The following is a 21354-nucleotide window of genomic DNA, read 5'->3' on the forward strand; positions in this document are numbered from 1 at the left end:
CTCGGCCGTCCCGGCCCGACGTGCTCCGCTTCCTCCGGATCCACCGGTTACGCGTCGGGAGCTCCTGGGGCAGTGGGTCAGCCCTCCGTACCCGCCCAAATGCCACCCGGGCGGGCGGCCTCGCCCCGGCGTAGCGTGGACGGGGGGAGACGGGAGACCGCGCGATGGTCACCACCTTCTACGCCCGCACCATCCCCCGTACGTCCGCGGCGCGGGCCCGCGAGGTCAACGAGGCGGAGCTCCGTGCGGTGCTGACCATGTGCCGTGAGCTGTCCGACGAGGACTGGCACCGCCCCACGGCGTGCGATGGCTGGACGGTCAGGGACATGCTTGCCCACGTCGTCGGCCAGTACGAGGAACTGCCCCGCCCCTGGGTCGCGCTCCGGCGCATCCGGCGGGCCAGGCGGACCCATCCGCACCTGGGGCCGCTCGACGGCCACAACGAGAGCCAGATCGCGGACCGGAGTGCCGTCCCGGGCCCGGAGCTGATCGGGGCGCTCGCCCATTTCGCCCCGCAGGGGCTGCGCACCCTGCGCCGTATGCCCGCCGCCGCCCGCCGGAGGGTCCGCCTCAGCCTGCTCTACCCGGAGGCGAAGGTGCTGCCGGACGACTCGATGGACTACCTGAACCATGTCCTCGTGGCCCGCGACACCTGGATGCACCGGGTGGACATCAGCGACGCGACCGGAGCCGGGCTGGTCCTCGACGCGCATGACCGGGAGATCGTGGACCAGGTGGTGCTGGACCTGTCCCTCGCCTGGACGGCTGCCGCGGTGGAGATCGATCTCAGCGGTCCGGCGGGCGGGAACCGCCTCCTGGGCATCGGCACCCCCGCCGCCACGCTCCGCGCCGACGCGATCGTCTTCGCCCGCCATGTGTCGGGCCGCCCCCCGCGCGGGCACCTGGAACTGGACGGTGACCCCGAGGTGCGGGCGGCGCTGACAGCGGCGCGCGTGGTGTTCTGAGACCGGAGCCGGAAAAGGGGCCGGCGCGACCGGCCACCTGTCATCCTCGGAGGTCGGGCGTAGGTCCGCCGCGGATCTGTATATGGACATACAGGCCGCTTGCTGACTGAATGGATTCCTCGGCGCCGGTCCGGCACCGGCGGATTCCTGGAGGGACAGCATGAGCGGGAGCAGCCCGGCCGCGCGGTTGCAGCGGCTCTTCGAGGGGCAGCGGCTCACGCCCACCCAGCGGCGGATCGCGCACTCCATGGTGCGGCGGGCCGCCGATGCCCCGTTCCTGTCGAGTGTGGAGCTGGCCGAGCTGGCCGGGGTCAGCCAGCCGTCCGTCACCCGGTTCGCCGTGGCGCTCGGGTTCGACGGGTATCCGGCCCTTCGCAAGCACCTCAGGGAGGTCGCGCCGGCCGGCGCGGCGGGTGGGGGCGGCGCCGAGGAGCGCTTCAACGAGTACCAGCAGGCCGTGCGGGCCGAGATCGAGAATCTGCGGCATCTGGCCGAACTCCTCGCCGATCCGGCGCCGGTGGAGCGGGCGGGGCGGCTGCTGGCCGGCTCGAAGCCGCTGCTCGTGCTCGGCCTGCGGGCGGCGTCCTCACAGGCCCGGGGGTTCGGCTACTTCGCTGCCAAGGTCCATCCGGACGTACGGGTGCTCGACGAGGGCGGCAGCATGCTGCACGACCGGATCGACGCCGCGGTGCGGGCGGGAGCGACCGCGCTGGTGTGCTTCGCGCTGCCCCGGCATCCGAGGGAGGTCGTGGACGCGCTCGCGTACGCCCAGGAGCGCGGACTGACCGTCGTGACCGTCGCCGATTCGGCGTTCGCCCCGGTGGCCGAGCACAGCGATCTGCTGATTCCGGCCGCCGTGGGGACCGGACTCGCCTTCGACACCGCGTGCGCGCCGATGCTGCTGGGGCGGGTGCTGCTGGAGGCGATGTGTGACGGACTGCCCGAGGCCCAGGCCCGGTTGGAGGAGTTCGACGCCCGCGCCGCGGCCCGGGGGCTGTTCGTCGGGTAGGCGGACCCCTCCTGCCGATTCTCGGACGTCGCCCGTCTGTGCCCACTGACGATCGGCCGGAGCCTGACCAGGACTTTCACTCCTCGGCCTGTGAAGCCCCACGTCCAAGCCGCAGAACGTGGGGTCACGGTCCGGGCCCGGACTACCAGGCCCACCACCAGCCGGCGTCACTGCCGAAACTACCGTTGCTGCACTCGGTCACGACGACCCCGCCTGAGCTGTCGTTGTAGTACTGGCAGAGGCGGAACCAGTCGATTTCCTTGGTGTAGTTCCTGGTCGTCCCGTCGTTGCCGGCTCCGTTGCTGTCCCAGACCTTGTCTCGGGTCCCGTCCTGGAGGTGGACTTCCGCGAACACCCCTCGGCTGTCGGCGTCGCCGTCCCAGACCCAGACCCAGGAGTTGTAGCCGTTGCCGGGATCATGGTCGACCTGTACCTGGTTCCCGCTCCAACTACGGCTGAGCGAGGCGGCATTCGCGGGAGTGGCAGCGAGGGCGACCGCAGCGATCGACGCTGTGAGGAGGCCTGTGGTCCGGGCGATGCGCTTTGATGTCCTGATCATGCCGAGACCCTGACTCCTGCCGGATTCCGGATCGTTCAAGTTCGCGGAACCTCCGCATCTGGAGCTTGATGATCCGTTCTCCGGTCCCAGGGGGGGCCTGTTCGACGGCTTCGGGGTCCGCCTCTGCCCTGCCGTACCCGGCCGATGGCGGGGACGCCGCGCCCGGTGGGTGCGGCGCCGCCGCGGGTGAGGACGGAGGGTCAGACCTCCAGCTCGGCCTCGATCTTCTTCAGCTGGTGGCGGGCCATCGCGAGGTTGGCACGGCCGGAGTCCAGCACGAGATAGAGGAACAGACCGTTGTTGCCACGGGTCCTGAGCAGCCGGATCAGGTGGTACTGGCTGCCGAGGGTGATGAGGATGTCCTCGATCTCGTCCTTGATCCCCAGGTGCTCCATGGTGCGGAGCTTCGCGCGCACGACGTCGGTGTTGCCCGCCGCCGCGACCTCCAGGTTGAAGTCCTTGCCGCCGCCGAGGGTGCCCAGGGCCATGCCGCTGGTGTAGTCGACGAGTGCGACCCCGAGGGTCCCCTCGATCGACGTCATCGCGCCCTTCAGTGACGTTTCGGTGTTGGCCATGAGTGCTCGTTTCCTTTCCCTGGCCGGCCGGGTGGCCGGTCCGTTTCTGGTTGATGCCTTCGTCATGCGTGGTCCGGTGCGCCGCGGCGGGGGAGGTCGCGGGACTGCGGGGGGCGCGGGGGAGGTGCGGGGCGGTCGGCGCGGTCCAGCGCGGCGTCGACCATTTCGCCGATACGGGCACCGGCCCGGCGGCCCTCCAGATGGAGCCGGCCGACGTTGATCCGGTCCTCGGCCAGCAGGGTGAGGACGGCGGAGGAGCCCGCTGCGTACGTGGCGACGTAGCCGTCCGTGCCGCGGATCAGGAGCTCGCGGAAGCCGCCGCGACCGGTGGCCTCGGTCATCCGGATCGACACACCGAGCGCCGCGGCGGTCAGTGCGGCGACACCCTCGGCCTCGATGCCCGGAGTGTCCTGGGCCACCACCAGGCCGTCCGTGCTGGCGGCCAGCGCACCGGTCAGGAGCGGCACCCGGGCCCGTAACCGCTGGAGCTCGTCGAGGACACCCTTCACTTCGGCCTCGGGCACCATCAGCTGTCTCCTCCCGGCACGCTGTCTGAGCGCGCGTATCACAGGGCCTCCAATGCGTCTCTGAGCCGGCGCAGCAGGGCGACGTCGGGGTCGGCCGTGACCTCGGGCAGCTCGATCCGGCCGGGCGCGGAGGCGGACCCGGCCGCGGTCAAAGGCACCGGCTCGACCAGTCCGGCAGCCGCGAGCCGGCGCAGGTCGACCAGGATGTGGAACGCGGAGCGGCCCAGCTCCTGGGCGATGTCCGTGGCCGTGCGCACGCCGTTCACCAGGTCCAGGACGCGGCGCTGGCGGGGTGGGACCGGGGCGTCGACGGGGTGCGTCGTGGGGGTGAGCGGGGCGCTGTCGGTGAGCGCGTCCGGCCAGATCCGGTGCAGCAGCTCCCGGCGCCGGAGCGTCTCGCGCTGCACGGAGTCCACGGGTACGGGACGGACGGGGCCGATCCAGTGCGACACCCCGTAGCGGAAGCGGGCCGGTGTGTGGGTCGGGGCCAGGGCGAAGAAGGCCGCGTCGTACAGCGCCCCCAGGTGGCACAGTTCCAGCGCGCCGCCCGGCACCCGGCCGCTGTCCACGAGATAGCGGCCGACCCGCTGTCCGGCACCCGCCTGGGCGACCGCGTCCCACCAGCCCTCGCCGCGCAGCGCGCCGCCCGCGGTGAGCAGGACGTCGATGCCGGGGGTGGCGGGGCTCTCGGCGTGGACGACCTGGCCGTCGGCGAGATAGAGGGTGCCGCGGTCGCGCATCAGTGCGCCGGTGGCGCGCTCCGCCGCGAGCCGCTGGAGCATGGGGGAGAGCACGGCCTGTTCGGATATGCGCCGGGCGTCGGGGGCCGGTCTCATGCCAGGACCAGCCGCTCGGCGATCTCGCCGATCCGTATGCGGGCGAGGGCGAGATTGCCTTCCGTGCGGTCCAGCCAGAGATGGAGGAACACGCTGCTGTCGAAGGCCGTCTCGACGAAACGGAGGATGTGGTAGCCGACTGCGGTCGTGACGATGACGTCTTCCACCGCGGGGCCGACAGGAGCCGTCGGGTCCTGGTCCGGCCGGGTCGGCGTGCGTAACGCGGCCGGGGCTGATCCGGCGGTGTGGGCCGCTTGCGCGAAGACCGGTTGCTCGGCCGCCATCCTCGCCACCTCGGCCGTCTCGGCGGCCGTCGCCTCGTGGTCGCCGTTGGGCGATTCACCGATCGTGCCGAGGGCGAGGCCGCTCGTCCAGTCGACCACCGCGGCGCCCCGGGCGCCGGGCAGCCTCATGACGTCGAGCAGGCACTCGTCGATTCCGGGCAACGTGGACTCCCCTCCCGACGTGGTGTACGGCTGTAGTGAGGAGGCTACGCAAAGTGCACGCTCATGGTGGAAGTTCTGGCATTTTCCAGTGGTACATGCGCGGGAGCGTGTATGGAGTGCGCGACCGGGGGTGCGTCGGCCCGCCGGCAACTGCCTGGCCCACGCCCTGTTGACTAGGAGTATTCATGGCGACAGGATGTGAATAGAAAAAGGAACAGTTGTCGGCAACGGTCGTAGCAGCAGTCGCGAGGAGGCATTTCCCATGTCAGGACCCCGCCCCGTACGGGCACCGCGCGGTACGGAACTGAGCGCCCTGGGATGGCAGCAGGAGGCCGCCCTCCGCATGCTGCAGAACAACCTCGACCCCGAGGTCGCCGAGCACCCGGACAAGCTCGTCGTCTACGGAGGCACGGGCAAGGCGGCCCGCGACTGGCGGTCCTTCGACGCCATGGTCCGTACGCTGCGGACCCTGAAGCAGGACGAGACGATGCTCGTGCAGTCCGGGCGGCCCGTCGGCGTCATGCAGACCCACGAGTGGGCGCCGCGCGTCCTGATCGCCAACTCCAACCTGGTCGGCGACTGGGCCAACTGGGAGGAATTCCGCCGGCTGGAGGCCCTCGGGCTCACCATGTACGGCCAGATGACCGCCGGTTCCTGGATCTACATCGGGACGCAGGGCATCCTCCAGGGCACGTACGAGACGTTCGCCGCGGTGGCCGCGAAGAGGTTCGGCGGCACGCTGGCGGGCACCATCACGCTGACGGCCGGGCTCGGCGGCATGGGCGGCGCCCAGCCGCTGGCCGTGACCATGAACGACGGCGTGGCCCTCTGTATCGACTGCGACCCGCGCGCCATCGAGCGCCGGATCGAGCACGGCTTCCTGGACGTCCGGGCCGACTCGCCGGCGCACGCGCTCCAGCTGGCCGTCGAGGCGCGCGACGCGCGGCGCCCGCTCTCCATCGGCCTGCTGGGCAACGCGGCGGAGCTGCTGCCCCGGCTGCTCGCCGAGGGCGCCCCGGTCGACATCGTCACGGACCAGACGAGCGCGCACGACCCGCTCGCCTATCTGCCGGCCGGCGTGGAATTCGACGACATGGCCTCGTACGCGGCCGAGAAGCCGGCCGACTTCACGCAGCGCGCCCGTGAGTCGATGGCCGCGCACGTCGAGGCGATGGTCGGCTTCATGGACGCGGGGGCCGAGGTCTTCGACTACGGCAACTCGATCCGGGGCGAGGCCCAGCTCGCCGGGTACACGCGGGCGTTCGACTTCCCTGGCTTCGTGCCCGCCTACATCCGGCCGCTCTTCTGCGAGGGCAAGGGGCCGTTCCGGTGGGCGGCGCTGTCGGGCGAGGCGTCCGACATCCACAAGACGGACAGGGCGATGCTTGAACTCTTCCCGGAGAACGAGTCGCTGCACCGCTGGATCAGGATGGCCGGCGAGCGCGTCCACTTCCAGGGGCTGCCCGCCCGGATCTGCTGGCTGGGATACGGCGAGCGCGACAAGGCGGGGGAGCGGTTCAACGACATGGTCGCGAGCGGGGAGCTGGCCGCGCCGCTGGCCATCGGACGCGACCACCTGGACTGCGGTTCGGTCGCCTCGCCGTACCGCGAGACCGAGGCCATGCTCGACGGGTCCGACGCGATCGCCGACTGGCCGCTGCTGAACGCCATGGTCAACGTGGCCTCGGGGGCGTCCTGGGTGTCCCTGCACCACGGGGGCGGCGTGGGGATGGGGCGTTCCATCCACGCGGGTCAGGTCACCGTCGCCGACGGCACGAAGCTGGCGGGCGAGAAGATCCGCCGGGTGCTCACGAACGACCCGGGCATGGGCGTCATCCGGCACGTCGACGCCGGGTACGACATCGCGGAGTCCGTCGCCTCCGAGCAGGGTGTGCGGGTCCCCATGGCGGAGGGGGGACAGTGACGTTTCCGGCCGACGGTCGCGGTCCCGGGAGAACGGCCGACGGGCGCGGTCCCGCGAGACCGGCGGGCGGGAGTCCGCCGCCCTCCTTCCAGGACATGTGGCGGGACCTCGCGCCCATCGGGCGGGACGCGGACAGCGGCGGGTACCGCAGGTATGCCTGGACCGGGGCCGACGGCGAGTGCCGGGAGTGGTTCCGGGAACAGGCCGAGGCACGCGGGCTCGGCTACGAGGCCGACCGGAACGGCAACCAGTGGGCCTGGCTCGGCGATCCGCTCGCCGGGGACGCCGTCGTCACCGGGTCGCATCTCGACTCCGTGCCGGACGGGGGCGCCTTCGACGGTCCCCTCGGTGTGGTGTCCTCCTTCGCCGCCCTCGACGAACTCCGCCGCAGGGGGGCGCAGTTCACCAGGCCTTTCGCCATCACCAACTTCGGTGACGAGGAAGGCGCCCGCTTCGGGCTCGCCTGCGTCGGGTCACGGCTGGCCGCGGGGCAGCTGACCGCCGAGAAGGCGCGTCTGCTCCGCGACGGCGACGGCGTCCCGCTGCCGCGGGCCATGGAGGCCGCCGGACACGACCCCGACACCCTCGGACCCGACCCCGAACGGCTCGCCCGTATCGGCGCGTTCGTCGAGCTCCATGTCGAGCAGGGGCGTGCCCTCGACCTGAGCGGGGACCCGGTCGGGGTCGCCTCCGCGATCTGGCCGCACGGCCGCTGGCGGTTCGACTTCCGGGGCGAGGCCAACCATGCCGGCACCACGCGGCTCGCCGACCGCCGCGATCCGATGCTCACGTACGCGGAGACCGTCCTGGCGGCCCGGCGGGAGGCACGGCTCGCCGGGGGTCTCGCGACCTTCGGCAAGGTCGCCGTCGAGCCGAACGGGGTCAACGCGATCCCCTCCCTCGTGCGTGGCTGGCTCGACGCGCGGGCCGCCGACCAGGCCACCCTCGACGCCGTCGTCGACGGCGTCGAGCGGGCCGCCCGGGAGCACGCCGAGCGGGCCGGGACCGATCTCGACGTCGTACGGGAGTCCTTCACGCCCGTCGTGGAGTTCCAGCACGCCCTGCGCGACGAGATCTGCCGGGTGCTGGGGAAGCGCGGCCCTGACGAAGCGGGACGCACCGTGCCCGTCCTCGGCACGGGAGCCGGGCACGATGCGGGTATTTTGTCCGCTTCCGTGCCGACCGCCATGCTGTTCGTACGGAACCCCACCGGGATCTCGCACTCGCCGGCCGAGCACGCCGCCGAGGACGACTGCATGGCCGGGGTGATCGCACTCGCCGACGTACTGGAAGGTCTCGCGTGCAGCTGACAGCGCAACCCACGGGCACACCGGTCACCGCCACCTACTGGATGTCCCACGCATGGCTCGGCACGCACGTCGAGCCGGGCGTCACCCTGGACGTGGCCGCGGGACGTATCGTCGGTGTCCGCACGGGCATCGACGCACCGCCCCCCGGCGCCACCGCCCTGCGCGGTCTGACCCTCCCCGGGCTGGCCAACACCCACTCGCACGCCTTCCACCGGGCCCTGCGCTCCACGGTCCAGGTGGGATCGGGCACCTTCTGGACGTGGCGCGAGCTGATGTACCGGGCGGCATCCCGGCTCACCCCCGACACCTATTTCGACCTGGCCCGCGCCACGTACGCCGAAATGGCCCTGGCCGGCATCACCTCCGTCGGCGAATTCCACTACCTGCACCACGCGCCCGGCGGCACGCCCTACGACAACCCGAACGCGATGGGCGAGGCGCTCATCGCGGCAGCGGGCGAGGCGGGCATCCGCATCACCCTGCTGGACACCGCCTATCTCGCCGCGGGATTCGGCGAGAAGCCCAACCGGCACCAGCTCCGCTTCTCCGACACCACCGCCGACGCCTGGGCCGAGCGCGCCTCCCTCCTCAAGGGCGCCGACCATGCGCTGATCGGCGCCGCCATCCACTCCGTACGCGCAGTCCCGGCCGGTCAGCTGGCCACCGTGGTGCGGTGGGCCGAGGAACGGGAAGCGCCGCTCCACGTCCATCTCTCCGAGCAGACCGCCGAGAACGAGGCCTGCCTCGCCGCCCACGGACGCACCCCCACCCGGCTCCTCGCCGACCACGGGGTCCTCGGCCCGCGCACCACCGGCGTCCACAACACGCACCTCACCGCCGAGGACATCGAGCTGCTGGGGAACTCCGCCACCGGCACCTGCATGTGCCCCACCACCGAACGCGATCTCGCCGACGGCATCGGCCCCGCCGCCGCCCTCCAGCGCGCCGGCTCCCCACTGTCGCTGGGCAGCGACAGCCACGCCGTGATCGACCTCTTCGAAGAGGCCAGGGCCATGGAGCTCAACGAGCGGCTCCGCACCCACGTACGCGGCCACTGGACCGCGGCCGCCCTGCTCAGGGCGGCTTCCGCGGACGGGCACGCCGCCCTCGGCCGCCCCGACGCGGGCACCCTCGAACCGGGAGCGCCCGCCGACCTCACCACCGTCGCGCTGGACTCCGTCAGAACAGCCGGGCCGGCGCCCCGGCTGGCAGCCGTAGCAGCCGTATTCGCCGCCTCCGCGGCGGATGTGCGGCACACCGTCGTGGCAGGGCGGCACATCGTCCGCGACGGCCGTCACACACAGGTCGAGGACGTGCCCTCGGCACTCGCGGAGGCCATCGCCGCACTGCACGGCTGACACCCGACCACATCGACGAGAGCTGCCCCAGCATGACGACCACCGCCATCACCGACATCGCCTGCCTGGTCACGAACGACCCCTCCCTCGGAAACGGGACCCCCCTGGGCCTGATCCGCGACGCGGCCGTCGTCATCGACGGCGACCGCATCGTCTGGACCGGTGCGTCAAGCAAAGCACCCGCCACCGACAACGCCGTCGACGCGGGCGGCCGGGCCATGGTCCCCGGCTTCGTGGACTCCCACTCCCACCTGGTGTTCGCCGGCGACCGGACCCAGGAGTTCAACGCCCGCATGTCCGGCCTCCCCTACACGGCGGGAGGCATCCGCACGACCGTCGCCGCCACCCGCGCCGCCTCCGACGACGCGCTCGGTGCCAACGTCGCCCGCTACCTCGCCGAGGCGCTCCGGCAGGGCACCACCACCTGCGAGACCAAGTCCGGCTACGGCCTCACCGTCGAGGACGAGGCCCGCGCCCTGCGCGTCGCCGCCCGTCACACCGAGGAGGTCACCTACCTCGGCGCCCACATCGTGTCGCCCGACTACGCCGACGACCCGGCCGGCTACGTGGACCTCGTCACCGGACCGATGCTGGACGCCTGTGCCCCGTACGCCCGCTGGATCGACGTCTTCTGCGAGCAGGGTGCCTTCGACGGCGACCAGGCCCGCGCCGTCCTCACCGCCGGGATGGCCAGGGGTCTGCACCCCCGTGTCCACGCCAATCAGCTCGGCCACGGCCCCGGAGTCCAGCTCGCCGTCGAACTCGACGCCGCGTCCGCCGACCACTGCACCCATCTCACCGACGCCGACCTCGACGCACTCGGGCAGGGCGACACCGTCGCCACCCTGCTCCCCGGCGCCGAGTTCTCCACCCGCGCGGTCTGGCCCGACGCCCGCCGCCTGCTCGACGCGGGCGCCACGGTCGCCCTGTCCACGGACTGCAATCCGGGCTCCTCGTTCACCTCCTCCATGGCGTTCTGCATCGCCCTCGCCGTACGGGACATGGGCATGACCCCCGACGAAGCGGTCTGGTCCGCCACGGCCGGCGGCGCCGCCGCGCTGCGCCGCACCGACATCGGCCGCATCACGCCGGGCGCCCGTGCCGACCTCCTGCTCCTCGACGCGCCGAGCCACGTCCACCTCGCCTACCGCCCGGGGGTCCCGCTGGCCCAGGCGGTGTGGCAGCGCGGCGAACGGGTCGTGTGACCCCCGGGCGACGGCGCCTGCCCGCCATCGGCCGGTCCGTGGCGTGTCGTCAACAACGCGGAAGGACCCGCCCGGTGGGGCGGGTCCTTCCGCGACGACGTACGGGCCGGTGCCCGGGAAGCCGGATCACTCCTCCACGGTCAGGCCCTTCCTGAGCTTGACCAGCGTCCGGGAGAGCAGCCTGGACACGTGCATCTGCGAGATGCCGAGCTCCTCGCCGATCTCCGACTGCGTCATGTTGGCGACGAACCGCAGGGAGAGGATCGTGCGGTCGCGCGTGGGCAGCGAGGCGATCAGGGGCTTCAGGGACTCGACGTACTCGATTCCTTCGAGTCCGTGGTCCTCGTAGCCCAGGCGGTCCGCGAGCGCGCCCTCGCCGTCCTCGTCCTCGGGCTTGGCGTCCAGGGAGCTCGCGGTGTACGCGTTGCTCGCGGCCATGCCTTCGACCACTTCGTCGGCGGGGATGCCGAGGCGCTCGGCCAGCTCGGCCACGGTGGGTGCGCGGTCCAGCTGCTGGGACAGCTCGTCGCCCGCCTTGGCGAGGTCGAGCCGCAGCTCCTGGAGACGGCGCGGGACGCGCACGGACCAGCTGGTGTCGCGGAAGAAGCGCTTGATCTCGCCGATGATGGTCGGCATCGCGAACGTCGGGAACTCGACGCCCCGGCTGAGCTCGAAGCGGTCGATCGCCTTGATCAGGCCGATCGTGCCGACCTGGACGATGTCCTCCATGGGCTCACTGCGCGAGCGGAACCGGGAGGCGGCGAACTTGACCAGCGCCAGGTTGAGTTCGACGAGGGTGTTGCGGACGTACGCGTACTCGTGGGTGCCCTCCTCAAGGGCTGCGAGCCGCGCGAAAAGGGTCTTCGACAGCGCCCTGGCGTCCATGGCGCCGACTTCGGCGTAGGGCGGGATCTCGGGGAGTCCCTCCAGCTCGCCCGGAAGGTCGTCGGTGCTCTCGCCGTGCGGGCCGGGTACGGCGCGCCCGGCGGGGGAGTCGGAATCGGTCGGTCCCTGAGGACATGCCGACGTCGCGAGGTGGGTACGCGGTACGTCGAGCCGGGGTGACATGGTTCTCCTCCATCGTTCTCGGCATATGGCTGCCGATGCCCCTACGTGTTCCTGCGGTGAAGCGGCGCCTCCGAAGCCGATCGAATGTCCGGGTGGTGATGTCCCCTCTACCCTTACCCGGTCCGAGCCACGAGTCACAAGCTCCAAATGGCCATGTATGTCCGCTTTGTTGAGTTCTCTGACTACCGTGTGGCGAGGGAAACGCGTAATGTTTTACGCACGTCGGCGGAAGCCACGAAGACGGCCGTGCACAGGGTGTGCGGACAGTGACGGACGGCGAAGAGGAATCGGGCATGGACCGCGGGACGGTCGGCAGTGCGAACCGGGGTCGGCTAGAGGTCGAGGCCCGGACCGAGGGGCTCAGCGAGGTCGTGACGCCGGTGGGCGAGCTTGATCACCACACCGCCGATCTGCTGCGCGAGCCGCTGGACAGTGCGGTCGAGCAAGGGCGTACGCGCCTGGTGGTCGACTGCTCACGGCTCGAGTTCTGCGATTCCACCGGGCTCAATGTGCTGCTCGGGGCCCGACTGAAGGCCGAGGCGGCCGGAGGAGGGGTTCATCTGGCCGGAATGCTGCCCGTGGTGGCCCGTGTCTTCGAGATCACGGGGGCGGAGACGGTCTTCACCGTTCACGCCTCGCTCGAAGACGCTCTGCGCACCTGACAGCGGCCCTTCCCGTGCGCGGGTCCGGTCCCGGACGCCACGCATCCCGCTCACGTCACGCTCGTGGCGTAGCCGAAGTGGGTGTCGTCCCGATCCGGCAGGGCAGGAGACACCCCGTCGGGGTCCTGGACCGCGCACACTCTGTATCTGACCAGTATCTGTTTCGATGGCAACACGGTGAATCGGTGAGGTGAAGCGCTGATGAGCACCACCCGGCAACATCCGCCGGGCGGCCTCGGCCGCGAGCCGGACGGTACGGGCGCTGCCTCTGCCGTACCTGCGGACCGGCAGTGGCGCACGCTCTCGCTGCGGCAGGCCGGCGGCATCGTGCCGACGGCCCGTGATTTCGCCCGGCAGGCCCTGCACGACTGGGGCTGGCTCCCGGCGACCGGCGCGGACCGGCGGGCCGCCGCCGAGGACGTCCTGCTGGTCGTCTCCGAGCTCGTCACGAACGCCTGCCTGCACGCGGACGGCCCCGAGGAGCTCCGCATCGCCTGCTCCTCCAAGGTGCTGCGCGTCGAGGTCACCGACCGCGGCGCGGGCCAGCCCGCCCCGCGCACCCCGCACCGCGCGGGACGGCCCGGCGGGCACGGCATGTTCATCGTGCAGCGGCTCTGCCTGGACTGGGGCGTCACGCGCACGCCGGACGAGCCGGGCAAAACCGTCTGGGCGGAGCTCGCGGCGCCCGCGTAGCCCCGCTCCCCGTCCTCCCCGGGAGCGCGCCGTGACCGGCGCGCTCTTTTTCCGTACCCGCCCGGAAAACGACGCGGGGCCGTCGCACCGGACCGGTGCGACGGCCCCGCGTACGGGCGGGCGTCCGCCTCAGCGAACGTCGCCCATGAGCGTCTTGACCTTGCCGCGGTACATGAAGATCGCGACACCCGCGGCCACCGCGAGGGCGGCCTGGAGCGCCACCACCCCGGTGCCGTTGAGCTCGACACCCGCGATGGACAGCAGGCCCGTGGTGCAGTCCCCGGCGGTGACCGCCAGGAACCAGACACCCATCATCTGACTGGCGTACTTGGCCGGAGCCATCTTCGTGGTGACCGAGAGGCCGACCGGGGAGAGCGTCAGTTCGGCGACGGTCTGCACGAAGTAGATCGCGACCAGCCACATCGCGGCGGCCTTGTGGCCGTCGCCCGCGATCGTCAGCGGCAGCAGGAACAGGAAGAACGACGCACCGACCAGCACCAGGCCGGAGCTGAACTTCACGATCGTGCTGGGCTCCTTGCCCCGCCGGTTCAGCGCCATCCAGAAAGCGGCGAAGACGGGGGCCAGTGCCATGATCAGGACCGGATTGACCGACTGGTACCAGGAGACCGGGAAGTCCCAGCCGAGGACCGAGTTCTCGGCCGAGGAGTCGGCGAAGATCGCCAGGGTCGAACCGCCCTGGTCGTAGATCATCCAGAAGATGGCGGCGGCCACGAAGAACCAGATGTAGCCGGACATCTTCGCCTGCTCGGTGTCGCTGAGCTCCTTGTCGCGCTTGATACGCGTCAGGACCAGCACCGGAATGACCAGACCCGCGATCGTGATCGGGACCAGCAGCCAGTTCAGCGTGTAGACGCCGGTGACGACCGTGCCGATGTAGAAGACGGCCGCGACGGCCATCCAGATCATGGCCTTGCGCAGGGTCGAGGCCCGCTCGACGGCGCTCAGCGGCTTCGGGACGATCAGGCTGCGCTCGTTCAGGTGGCGCGTGCCGAGCAGGAACTGGGCGACACCCAGCCCCATGCCGAGTGCGGCGATGGCGAAGCCCAGGTGCCAGTCGACGTTCTCGCCGATGGTGCCGATGACGAGGGGCGCGGCGAAGGCACCCAGGTTGATGCCCATGTAGAAGATCGTGAAGCCACCGTCGCGGCGCGGGTCGTCCGGGCCGTCGTACAGGTGGCCGACCATCGTCGAGATGTTGGACTTCAGGAGACCGGAACCGATCGCCACCAGGCCCAGACCGGCGAAGAACGTGCCCTCGGAGGGCAGCGCCAGCGTCAGGTGGCCGAGCATGATCGTGCCGCCGGCGATCGCGACGGTCCTGCGCGGACCCCAGACCCGGTCGCCGAACCAGCCGCCGGGCATGGCGAGCAGGTACACCAGCGACAGGTAGACCGAGTAGATCGCGGTGGCCGTGCCCGGGTTCATGTCGAGCCCGTTGGGAGCGATCAGGTAGAGCGGGAGAAGGGCGCGCATGCCGTAATAGCTGAAGCGCTCCCACATCTCGGTCATGAAGAGAGTGGCCAGGCCGCGGGGGTGGCCGAAGAAGGTCTTCTCCGGACCAGTCGTACTGGCCGGGTCCTTCGTCAGGCTGGACGCCATGATCGATCCTTGCTGGTCGGGACGCGTCACCGCAGGGGTGGTACGCGCCCGGTGGGGGGTAGCCGGCACCGGCACGGCCGCGCCCCACCCCCGACGCCTCAAGGGGAGCTCGGTCCGGTCACCGGCTCCGTGGGGGAGCGGGGGCGGACTCGGGGACCGACCGCACCGGGATCCACGCCCGGTGCGCTCCTCGCGCTCCGGGCCCGGCCCATAGGTCATTCACTGGTCAGAGCCGGCGGGAACCGGCTCGCACACAAAAGAGACCCTTGGCGCTCAAAGCTGCCCAAAGGTCCTTCGGTGGTGCAACAGGCGTCGAGCAACCATACGACACGACACACGGGGATATGAAAGGACTTGAGAGATGGATCACAGGTGACAACGGGCTTGCGGTCGCATGTTCGAAGGTGGGTGGCCGATTCGTATCCCTGTCCCGCAGGGCTTGGCGAGCACCTCACCTCGGGCGCCCCGTGCGGACTACCATCACTGCATGACCCGTGTACTGCTCGCCGAGGACGACGCGTCCATCTCGGAGCCACTGGCCCGCGCCCTGCGTCGTGAGGGTTACGAGGTCGAGGTCCGGGAGGACGGTCCGACCGCGCTCGACGCCGGACTCCAGGGGGGCGTCGACCTGGTCGTGCTCGATCTGGGGCTGCCCGGGATGGACGGCCTGGAAGTCGCCAGACGGCTGCGCGCCGACGGTCACGCCGTACCGATCCTCGTCCTGACCGCCCGCGCCGACGAGGTCGACACGGTGGTCGGCCTGGACGCCGGCGCCGACGACTACGTCACCAAGCCCTTCCGCCTCGCCGAGCTCCTCGCCCGGGTCCGCGCCCTGCTGCGCCGCGGCGCAGCCGAGCCCGCCCCGCAGCCCGCCACCCACGGCGTGCGGATCGACGTCGAGTCGCACCGCGCCTGGATGGGCGAGGAGGAACTCCAGCTCACCGCGAAGGAATTCGACCTGCTCAGGGTCCTCGTCCGGGACGCCGGCCGGGTCGTCACACGCGACCAGCTGATGCGCGAGGTCTGGGACACCACCTGGTGGTCCTCCACGAAGACCCTCGACATGCACATCTCCTGGCTCCGCAAGAAGCTCGGCGACGACGCGGCCAATCCCCGTTACATCGCCACCGTCCGGGGCGTCGGCTTCCGGTTCGAGAAGAGCTGACGTACAGAAACAGTCATGCGCCGCCGACTGATCAATTCCACGCTCGCCGTGGTGCTCGTGGTGATCGCCGTCTTCGGCGTCTCCCTCGTCATCGTCGAGACCCGCACCATCAGCAACAGCGCCCAGGAGAGTGTCGACTCCGAGGCGCTGCGGCTGATCAGTGTCGTCGAGAGCCGCTTGCTGGGTGCGGAGCGGATCACCCCCGCCGTGCTGTCCGAACAGGTCGGCCCCGACCGCTACGCACGCGTCGAGATCCCGGGGCGGGCCCCCATCGAGGTCGGCGAACGTCCCACGGACAGCGTCATCAGCAGTTCCGAGACGGGGGAGCAGGGCGAGAAGGTCACCGTCGAGGAATCCCGCTCCGCCGTCACCCGCGAGGTCGGCCGGACCCTGCTGATCATCGGCGCGGTGGCGCTCCTCGCGATCGTCTCCGCCGTACTCCTGGCCGTACGCCAGGCCAACCGGCTGACCTCGCCGCTCACCGACCTCGCCGAGACCGCCGAACGCCTCGGCTCCGGCGACCCGCGCCCCCGGCGCAAGCGGTACGGGGTCACCGAGCTGGACCGCGTCGCCGATGTCCTGGACGCCTCCGCCGAGCGGATCGCCCGGATGCTGACCGCCGAACGGCGCCTCGCCGCGGACGCCTCGCACCAGCTGCGCACCCCGCTGACCGCGCTCTCGATGCGGATCGAGGAGATCTACTCCACCGACGACCCGGACACGGTGAAGGAGGAGGCGAGCATCGCGCTCACGCAGGTCGAGCGGCTCACGGACGTGGTGGAGCGGCTGCTGACCAACGCCCGTGACGCGCGCACCGGCTCCGCCGTCGTCTTCGACCTCGACGAGGTCGTCAAGCAGCAGCTGGAGGAATGGCGCCCGGCCTACCGAAGCGCGGGCCGCGCCGTCGTCTGCTCCGGGAAGCACGGGCTGCGGGCCGTCGGCACTCCCGGCGCGGTCGCCCAGGTGCTGGCCGCCCTGATCGAGAACTCACTGATGCACGGCGGCGGCACCGTCGCGCTGCGCACCCGCGTCACCGGCAACCAGATCGTCGTCGAGGTGACCGACGAGGGGCCCGGGGTGCCCGCCGACCTCGGGGCGCGGATCTTCGAACGGACCATCAGCGGCCGCAACTCCACGGGCATCGGCCTCGCCGTCGCCCGGGACCTCGCGGAGGCGGACGGCGGCCGGCTCGAACTGCTGCAGCAGCAGCCTCCGGTCTTCGCCCTCTTCCTCAGCAGGGTCGCCCCCACCCGCAAGGAACCGGAACGCCCGGTGCGCTGAGCGCCCGGCCCCCGCGCTCGCGGGGGCCGGCCCGTCACGTCAGCGGCGCACGGTGCCGGGGGCTACCTCGTCGGCGGGTCGTCGCTGCTCCAGAAACCGTTCCGCGTTCAGCAGGGCCTCCTCGGCGGGCAGCGCCTTGAAGACCCAGGTGCGGTACGACCAGAAGCGGAACAGCGTGGCGATCCCGATGCCGAGGATCTTGAAGACATTGCTCTGGACCGGGCTGTTCCACCCGAAGCCGTACGTCGCCACGTACAGCACGCCCGTCTCGATCAGCGCCCCGGCGGCGCTGAACAGCAGGAACAGTGTCAGCTCCCGGGTCCGCCCGCTCTTGTCGCGCTCCCGGTAGGTCCAGTAGCGGAAGCCGACGTAGTTGAAGAGGATGGCGACGACCGTCCCCATCAGACCGGCCCGCACCACCGGAATGTCCGTCGTGCGCCAGATCAGGTTGGAGACGAGGATGTTCACGACCAGGCCGAACGCGCCGACCGCGCCGAACTTGGCGACCTCCCGGGCCAGCAGATCAAGCCGGGCCCGCAGTGCGCCCCGTTCGCTCATGGTGATCGCTCGTCCCGTCGGTCCGGTTCCGTCAACCCGGCCATGCTAACCAGCCCTCCCGTGTGATGCCCGTGAGCAGGCCGTGCGGCGTGACGTGCACCCCTTTCCGGGGAACGGCCGGGAGAGGGTGAGGGGATCTTCCGCGCGCCCGATACCCTGGGGGCGTGACGTTCCCGGTAGTCGGCATGGTCGGCGGCGGTCAGCTCGCCCGTATGACCCACGAGGCGGGTATCCCCCTCGGCCTCAAGTTCAAGCTCCTCAGTGACACCCCTCAGGATTCGGCCGCCCAGGTGGTGAGCGAAGTCGTCGTCGGCGACTACCGCGACCTGGAGACGCTGCGCGCCTTCGCGCGCGGCTGCGATGTGATCACCTTCGATCACGAGCATGTGCCGACCGAGCATCTGCGGGCCCTGGAGGCGGACGGCGTCCCCGTCCGCCCCGGCCCCGACGCCCTGGTGCACGCCCAGGACAAGGGGGTGATGCGCGCGAAGCTCACGGAGATCGGCGCGCCCTGCCCCCGCCACCGCATCGTGACGGACGCGGCCGACGTCGCCGCCTTCGCCGAGGAGGCCGGCGGCTTCCCCGTCATCCTCAAGACGGTCCGCGGCGGCTACGACGGCAAGGGCGTGTGGGTGGTCCGCTCCGAGGCGGACGCCGCCGAGCCCTTCCGTGCCGGTGTGCCCGTGCTCGCCGAGGAGAAGGTCGACTTCGTGCGGGAGCTCGCGGCTGGCATCGTCCGCTCGCCGCACGGCCAGGCCGTCGCCTACCCGGTCGTCGAGTCCATCCAGGTCGACGGCGTCTGCGACACGGTCATCGCCCCGGCCCCCGGGCTGGACGAACGGCTGGCCGGCGAGGCCCAGCAGCTCGCGCTGCGGATCGCCGCGGAGCTCGGAGTGGTCGGCCACCTCGCGGTCGAGCTGTTCGAGACCCGCGACGGCCGCATCCTGGTGAACGAACTGGCGATGCGCCCGCACAACTCCGGGCACTGGACCCAGGACGGCGCGGTCACCTCGCAGTTCGCCAACCACGTGCGGGCCGTCCTCGACCTCCCGCTCGGCGACCCGCGCCCGCGCGCCACCTGGACGGTCATGTGCAACGTCCTCGGCGGCGACTACCCGGACATGTACCAGGCGTACCTGCACTGCATGGCCCGCGATCCCCAGCTCAAGATCCACATGTACGGCAAGGACGTGAAGCCCGGCCGCAAGGTCGGACACGTCAACACCTACGGCGACGACCTGGCGGACGTGCGGGAGCGCGCCCGGCACGCGGCCGACTACCTGCGAGGAACAATCACCGAATGACTTCCCCCGGTACCGCCCCCGTCATCGGCATCGTCATGGGTTCGGACTCCGACTGGCCCGTCATGGAAGCCGCCGCGAAGGCGCTCGACGAATTCGAGATCCGCTACGAGGTGGACGTCGTCTCCGCCCACCGCATGCCGCGCGAGATGGTGGCGTACGGCGAGCAGGCGGCGGACCGCGGCCTGAAGGCGATCATCGCGGGCGCCGGGGGAGCGGCCCACCTGCCCGGCATGCTCGCCTCCGTGACCCCGCTCCCCGTCATCGGCGTGCCCGTACCGCTGAAGTACCTGGACGGCATGGACAGCCTGCTCTCCATCGTGCAGATGCCGGCCGGAGTCCCGGTCGCCACCGTCTCGGTCGGCGGCGCGCGCAACGCGGGCCTGCTCGCCGCCCGCATCCTCGCCGCACACGACGGCGAGCTGCTGGCCCGGATGAAGGACTTCCAGCAGGAGCTGAACGACCAGGCCACGGAGAAGGGCAAACGTCTGCGCGCCAAGGTCGAGGGCGCGGACTCCTTCGGCTTCGGGAAGTAGGCACCCCATGGACCATCTGGACCGCGCCCGGCTGCTCCTCGCCGACCACCCCGTCGTCGACGGCCACAACGACCTCCCCTGGGCGCTGCGCGAGCAGGTCGGCTACGACCTGGAAGCCCGTGACATCGCCACCGACCAGACCGGCGTGCTGCACACCGACATCCCTCGTCTGCGGGCCGGCGGCGTCGGTGCGCAGTTCTGGTCCGTCTACGTCTCCACCCGGCTGACCGGCGACCACGCGGTCAGCGCCACGCTGGAACAGATCGACGTCGTCGGCGAGCTGCTCGCCCGGCACCCGATGGACCTGCGGCGCGCGCTGACCGCCGACGACATGGAGAAGGCCCGGGCCGAAGGCCGTATCGCCTCCCTGATGGGTGCCGAGGGCGGCCACTCCATCAACAACTCGCTGGGGACCCTGCGCGCCCTGCACACCCTCGGCGTCCGCTACATGACGCTGACGCACAACGACAACACCGACTGGGCGGACTCGGCGACGGACACCGCGCGGGCCGGCGGCCTGTCGGAGTTCGGCCGTGAGGTCGTGCGGGAGATGAACCGCGTCGGCATGCTGGTCGACCTCTCCCACGTGGCGGCCACCACGATGCGTGACGCGCTCGCCGTCTCCGTCGCGCCGGTGATCTTCTCGCACTCCTCCGCCCGCGCGGTCTGTGACCACCCGCGCAACATCCCCGACGACGTGCTGCGCATGCTCGCCGCCAACGGGGGTGTGGCGATGGCGACCTTCGTACCGAAGTTCGTCCTCCCGGCGGCCGTCACGTGGACGCTGGCCGCCGACCGCAACATGCGCGAGCACGGCCTGCACCACCTCGACACCACCCCGGCCGCGATGCGGGTCCACGCGGACTTCGAGGCCGCCCATCCGCGCCCCCTGGCCACGGTGGCGACGATCGCCGACCACCTCGACCACATGCGCGAGATCGCCGGGATCGACCACATCGGCATCGGCGGCGACTACGACGGCACGGCGTTCCTGCCCGAGGGCCTGGAGGACGTCTCCGGCTACCCGCACCTGATCGCCGAGCTGCTCACCCGCGGCTGGTCGGAGACCGACCTCGCCAAGCTGACCTGGCGGAACGCGGTACGGGTCCTGCGTGACGCGGAAGCGGTGTCCCGTGACCTCAGCGCGCGGTACGGCCCCTCCCACGCGACGATCGGCGACCTGGACGGCCCGGCGGTGTGAGGCGGGGGCAGCGTCCGCACGCTGCCCCCGCCCCCGCTAGGACACACACAGACAGAACGGGTGCCCGGCCGGATCCGCGTACACGCGCCAGGCCCGCGCCCGGTCCTCCGCGTCCAGCACGGTGGCGCCCAGTGCGACCACCTTCCGCTCCGCGGCATCCAGGTCCTCGACACCCAGATCCAGGTGGAACTGCTGCGAGCCGTCCGCGCTCGGCCACCGCGGCGGTACGTGACCGGGCGCGGCCTGGAAGGCCAGGTGCGCCCCCGTGCCGGTCTTCAGGTCCACCCAGCCCTCGCCGTCGTCCTCGATCGTTCCGCCGAGCAGCTCGGCGTAGAAACCTGCCAGTGCGACGGGATCGGGGCAGTCCAGGACGACGGCACCCACTGAGGCGAAAGCCATGACGCTTGCTCCTTCTGCTGGTTTCCGGACGGGGTCACCCCTGAAGCTCGTCAACGGGCGACCGTCACCCCATGCTCCCGCAGAGGGATGCCGAGGGCAGCCGCGCCCCGCGACCGAACCCGCCGGACCGCTTGCCGGGGTGAGCCGCGGCCGACG

Annotated in this window: 22 protein-coding genes; 13 read left to right on the top strand and 9 right to left on the bottom strand. The window is 71.3% G+C overall.

Going from position 1 to position 21354, the window contains the following annotated elements:
• Positions 1-164 precede the first annotated feature (164 nt).
• Positions 165-965: a maleylpyruvate isomerase family mycothiol-dependent enzyme gene (locus AB0F38_RS16265; RefSeq protein WP_361892772.1), complete on the top strand. Its 801-nt coding sequence runs from the start codon at positions 165-167 to the stop codon at positions 963-965.
• A gap of 160 nt (positions 966-1125) precedes the next feature.
• Entirely contained in the window at positions 1126-1974 is an 849-nt protein-coding gene (locus AB0F38_RS16270; protein ID WP_361892775.1) for a MurR/RpiR family transcriptional regulator, read from the top strand.
• A gap of 142 nt (positions 1975-2116) precedes the next feature.
• On the opposite strand, the gene AB0F38_RS16275 is transcribed toward AB0F38_RS16270, so the two are convergent.
• The 5 genes from AB0F38_RS16275 to AB0F38_RS16295 all read right to left on the bottom strand — a co-directional run bounded on the left by AB0F38_RS16275 (position 2117) and on the right by AB0F38_RS16295 (position 4917).
• On the bottom strand, positions 2117-2533 hold the full coding sequence (locus AB0F38_RS16275; RefSeq protein WP_361892778.1) for a hypothetical protein: 417 nt from the start codon (positions 2531-2533) through the stop codon (positions 2117-2119).
• Positions 2534-2733: 200 nt separating this feature from the next.
• On the bottom strand, positions 2734-3108 hold the full coding sequence (locus AB0F38_RS16280; protein WP_361892781.1) for a hypothetical protein: 375 nt from the start codon (positions 3106-3108) through the stop codon (positions 2734-2736).
• Positions 3109-3170: 62 nt separating this feature from the next.
• Complete coding sequence (locus tag AB0F38_RS16285) at positions 3171-3635, bottom strand: roadblock/LC7 domain-containing protein (protein WP_361892784.1); 465 nt, start codon at positions 3633-3635, stop codon at positions 3171-3173.
• Positions 3636-3673: 38 nt separating this feature from the next.
• Complete coding sequence (locus tag AB0F38_RS16290) at positions 3674-4471, bottom strand: transcriptional regulator (RefSeq protein WP_361892787.1); 798 nt, start codon at positions 4469-4471, stop codon at positions 3674-3676.
• Positions 4468-4917 (bottom strand): hypothetical protein, encoded by a 450-nt coding sequence (locus AB0F38_RS16295; protein ID WP_361892790.1) that lies wholly within the window; start codon positions 4915-4917, stop codon positions 4468-4470. The genes AB0F38_RS16290 and AB0F38_RS16295 overlap by 4 nt, the downstream gene beginning before the upstream one ends.
• 262 nt (positions 4918-5179) lie before the next feature.
• On the opposite strand from AB0F38_RS16295, the gene hutU reads away from it, so the two are divergent.
• The 4 genes from hutU (at position 5180) to hutI (ending at position 10714) form a co-directional block, all read left to right on the top strand.
• On the top strand, positions 5180-6841 hold the full coding sequence (gene hutU, locus AB0F38_RS16300) for a urocanate hydratase (protein WP_361892793.1): 1662 nt from the start codon (positions 5180-5182) through the stop codon (positions 6839-6841).
• Positions 6842-6936: 95 nt separating this feature from the next.
• On the top strand, positions 6937-8151 hold the full coding sequence (locus tag AB0F38_RS16305; protein ID WP_361892796.1) for an allantoate amidohydrolase: 1215 nt from the start codon (positions 6937-6939) through the stop codon (positions 8149-8151).
• Positions 8142-9509: a formimidoylglutamate deiminase gene (locus AB0F38_RS16310; RefSeq protein ID WP_361892799.1), complete on the top strand. Its 1368-nt coding sequence runs from the start codon at positions 8142-8144 to the stop codon at positions 9507-9509. Before AB0F38_RS16305 ends, AB0F38_RS16310 begins: the two co-directional genes overlap by 10 nt.
• Before the next feature lie 32 nt (positions 9510-9541).
• Entirely contained in the window at positions 9542-10714 is a 1173-nt protein-coding gene (hutI, locus tag AB0F38_RS16315; RefSeq protein WP_361892802.1) for an imidazolonepropionase, read from the top strand.
• 126 nt (positions 10715-10840) lie between these two features.
• Here hutI and AB0F38_RS16320 read toward each other — a convergent pair whose 3' ends face one another.
• The gene (locus AB0F38_RS16320) at positions 10841-11782 is read right to left on the bottom strand and encodes an RNA polymerase sigma factor SigF (RefSeq protein ID WP_361892805.1); all 942 of its coding nucleotides are present in this window, start codon (positions 11780-11782) and stop codon (positions 10841-10843) included.
• A 293-nt stretch (positions 11783-12075) separates the two neighbouring features.
• Between AB0F38_RS16320 and AB0F38_RS16325 the strand changes: the two genes are divergently transcribed.
• Together AB0F38_RS16325 and AB0F38_RS16330 are read left to right on the top strand one after the other, a co-directional pair.
• The gene (locus tag AB0F38_RS16325) at positions 12076-12444 is read left to right on the top strand and encodes an STAS domain-containing protein (protein ID WP_361892808.1); all 369 of its coding nucleotides are present in this window, start codon (positions 12076-12078) and stop codon (positions 12442-12444) included.
• 201 nt (positions 12445-12645) lie between these two features.
• A complete protein-coding gene (locus tag AB0F38_RS16330) occupies positions 12646-13137 on the top strand; it encodes an ATP-binding protein (RefSeq protein ID WP_361892811.1) in 492 nt (163 codons plus the stop codon).
• A gap of 129 nt (positions 13138-13266) precedes the next feature.
• On the opposite strand, the gene AB0F38_RS16335 is transcribed toward AB0F38_RS16330, so the two are convergent.
• Entirely contained in the window at positions 13267-14757 is a 1491-nt protein-coding gene (locus AB0F38_RS16335) for an oligopeptide:H+ symporter (RefSeq protein WP_361892814.1), read from the bottom strand.
• A gap of 487 nt (positions 14758-15244) precedes the next feature.
• Here AB0F38_RS16335 and AB0F38_RS16340 point away from each other — a divergent pair, with 487 nt between their 5' ends.
• Positions 15245-15922 (top strand): response regulator transcription factor, encoded by a 678-nt coding sequence (locus AB0F38_RS16340; RefSeq protein WP_361892817.1) that lies wholly within the window; start codon positions 15245-15247, stop codon positions 15920-15922.
• Positions 15923-15937: 15 nt separating this feature from the next.
• Complete coding sequence (locus AB0F38_RS16345; protein ID WP_361892820.1) at positions 15938-17203, top strand: ATP-binding protein; 1266 nt, start codon at positions 15938-15940, stop codon at positions 17201-17203.
• Positions 17204-17242: 39 nt separating this feature from the next.
• Here AB0F38_RS16345 and AB0F38_RS16350 read toward each other — a convergent pair whose 3' ends face one another.
• Positions 17243-17761 carry a GtrA family protein gene (locus tag AB0F38_RS16350; protein ID WP_361892823.1) on the bottom strand — a complete coding sequence of 173 codons (519 nt, stop codon included), beginning with the start codon at positions 17759-17761 and terminating at the stop codon, positions 17243-17245.
• A gap of 164 nt (positions 17762-17925) precedes the next feature.
• Between AB0F38_RS16350 and AB0F38_RS16355 the strand changes: the two genes are divergently transcribed.
• From AB0F38_RS16355 to AB0F38_RS16365, 3 genes are read left to right on the top strand one after another with little or no spacing between them, the layout of a single operon-like run.
• Positions 17926-19065, top strand: coding sequence for a 5-(carboxyamino)imidazole ribonucleotide synthase (locus AB0F38_RS16355; RefSeq protein ID WP_361892826.1), 1140 nt, complete (start codon positions 17926-17928; stop codon positions 19063-19065).
• Complete coding sequence (gene purE / locus AB0F38_RS16360) at positions 19062-19598, top strand: 5-(carboxyamino)imidazole ribonucleotide mutase (protein WP_361892829.1); 537 nt, start codon at positions 19062-19064, stop codon at positions 19596-19598. The genes AB0F38_RS16355 and purE overlap by 4 nt, the downstream gene beginning before the upstream one ends.
• 7 nt (positions 19599-19605) lie before the next feature.
• Positions 19606-20799 carry a dipeptidase gene (locus AB0F38_RS16365; RefSeq protein WP_361892832.1) on the top strand — a complete coding sequence of 398 codons (1194 nt, stop codon included), beginning with the start codon at positions 19606-19608 and terminating at the stop codon, positions 20797-20799.
• Positions 20800-20835: 36 nt separating this feature from the next.
• Here AB0F38_RS16365 and AB0F38_RS16370 read toward each other — a convergent pair whose 3' ends face one another.
• Positions 20836-21198, bottom strand: a complete 363-nt coding sequence (locus AB0F38_RS16370; RefSeq protein WP_361892834.1) for a VOC family protein — start codon at positions 21196-21198, stop codon at positions 20836-20838.
• Between the last annotated feature and the right edge of the window lie 156 nt (positions 21199-21354).

This window comes from Streptomyces sp. NPDC025273 (assembly GCF_040638585.1).
Classification (GTDB): Bacteria; Actinomycetota; Actinomycetes; order Streptomycetales; family Streptomycetaceae; genus Streptomyces; species Streptomyces cinereorectus.

Bases quoted from the DNA above. Each gene is read 5' to 3' on its own strand.
- AB0F38_RS16265 (WP_361892772.1), top strand. From the start codon at position 165: ATGGTCACCACCTTCTACGCCCGCACCATCCCCCGTACGTCCGCGGCG.
- AB0F38_RS16270 (WP_361892775.1), top strand. From the start codon at position 1,126: ATGAGCGGGAGCAGCCCGGCCGCGCGGTTGCAGCGGCTCTTCGAGGGG.
- AB0F38_RS16275 (WP_361892778.1), bottom strand. From the start codon at position 2,533: ATGATCAGGACATCAAAGCGCATCGCCCGGACCACAGGCCTCCTCACA.
- AB0F38_RS16280 (WP_361892781.1), bottom strand. From the start codon at position 3,108: ATGGCCAACACCGAAACGTCACTGAAGGGCGCGATGACGTCGATCGAG.
- AB0F38_RS16285 (WP_361892784.1), bottom strand. From the start codon at position 3,635: ATGGTGCCCGAGGCCGAAGTGAAGGGTGTCCTCGACGAGCTCCAGCGG.
- AB0F38_RS16290 (WP_361892787.1), bottom strand. From the start codon at position 4,471: ATGAGACCGGCCCCCGACGCCCGGCGCATATCCGAACAGGCCGTGCTC.
- hutU (WP_361892793.1), top strand. From the start codon at position 5,180: ATGTCAGGACCCCGCCCCGTACGGGCACCGCGCGGTACGGAACTGAGC.
- AB0F38_RS16305 (WP_361892796.1), top strand. From the start codon at position 6,937: ATGTGGCGGGACCTCGCGCCCATCGGGCGGGACGCGGACAGCGGCGGG.
- hutI (WP_361892802.1), top strand. From the start codon at position 9,542: ATGACGACCACCGCCATCACCGACATCGCCTGCCTGGTCACGAACGAC.
- AB0F38_RS16320 (WP_361892805.1), bottom strand. From the start codon at position 11,782: ATGTCACCCCGGCTCGACGTACCGCGTACCCACCTCGCGACGTCGGCA.
- AB0F38_RS16325 (WP_361892808.1), top strand. From the start codon at position 12,076: ATGGACCGCGGGACGGTCGGCAGTGCGAACCGGGGTCGGCTAGAGGTC.
- AB0F38_RS16330 (WP_361892811.1), top strand. From the start codon at position 12,646: ATGAGCACCACCCGGCAACATCCGCCGGGCGGCCTCGGCCGCGAGCCG.
- AB0F38_RS16335 (WP_361892814.1), bottom strand. From the start codon at position 14,757: ATGGCGTCCAGCCTGACGAAGGACCCGGCCAGTACGACTGGTCCGGAG.
- AB0F38_RS16340 (WP_361892817.1), top strand. From the start codon at position 15,245: ATGACCCGTGTACTGCTCGCCGAGGACGACGCGTCCATCTCGGAGCCA.
- AB0F38_RS16345 (WP_361892820.1), top strand. From the start codon at position 15,938: ATGCGCCGCCGACTGATCAATTCCACGCTCGCCGTGGTGCTCGTGGTG.
- AB0F38_RS16350 (WP_361892823.1), bottom strand. From the start codon at position 17,761: ATGAGCGAACGGGGCGCACTGCGGGCCCGGCTTGATCTGCTGGCCCGG.
- purE (WP_361892829.1), top strand. From the start codon at position 19,062: ATGACTTCCCCCGGTACCGCCCCCGTCATCGGCATCGTCATGGGTTCG.
- AB0F38_RS16365 (WP_361892832.1), top strand. From the start codon at position 19,606: ATGGACCATCTGGACCGCGCCCGGCTGCTCCTCGCCGACCACCCCGTC.
- AB0F38_RS16370 (WP_361892834.1), bottom strand. From the start codon at position 21,198: ATGGCTTTCGCCTCAGTGGGTGCCGTCGTCCTGGACTGCCCCGATCCC.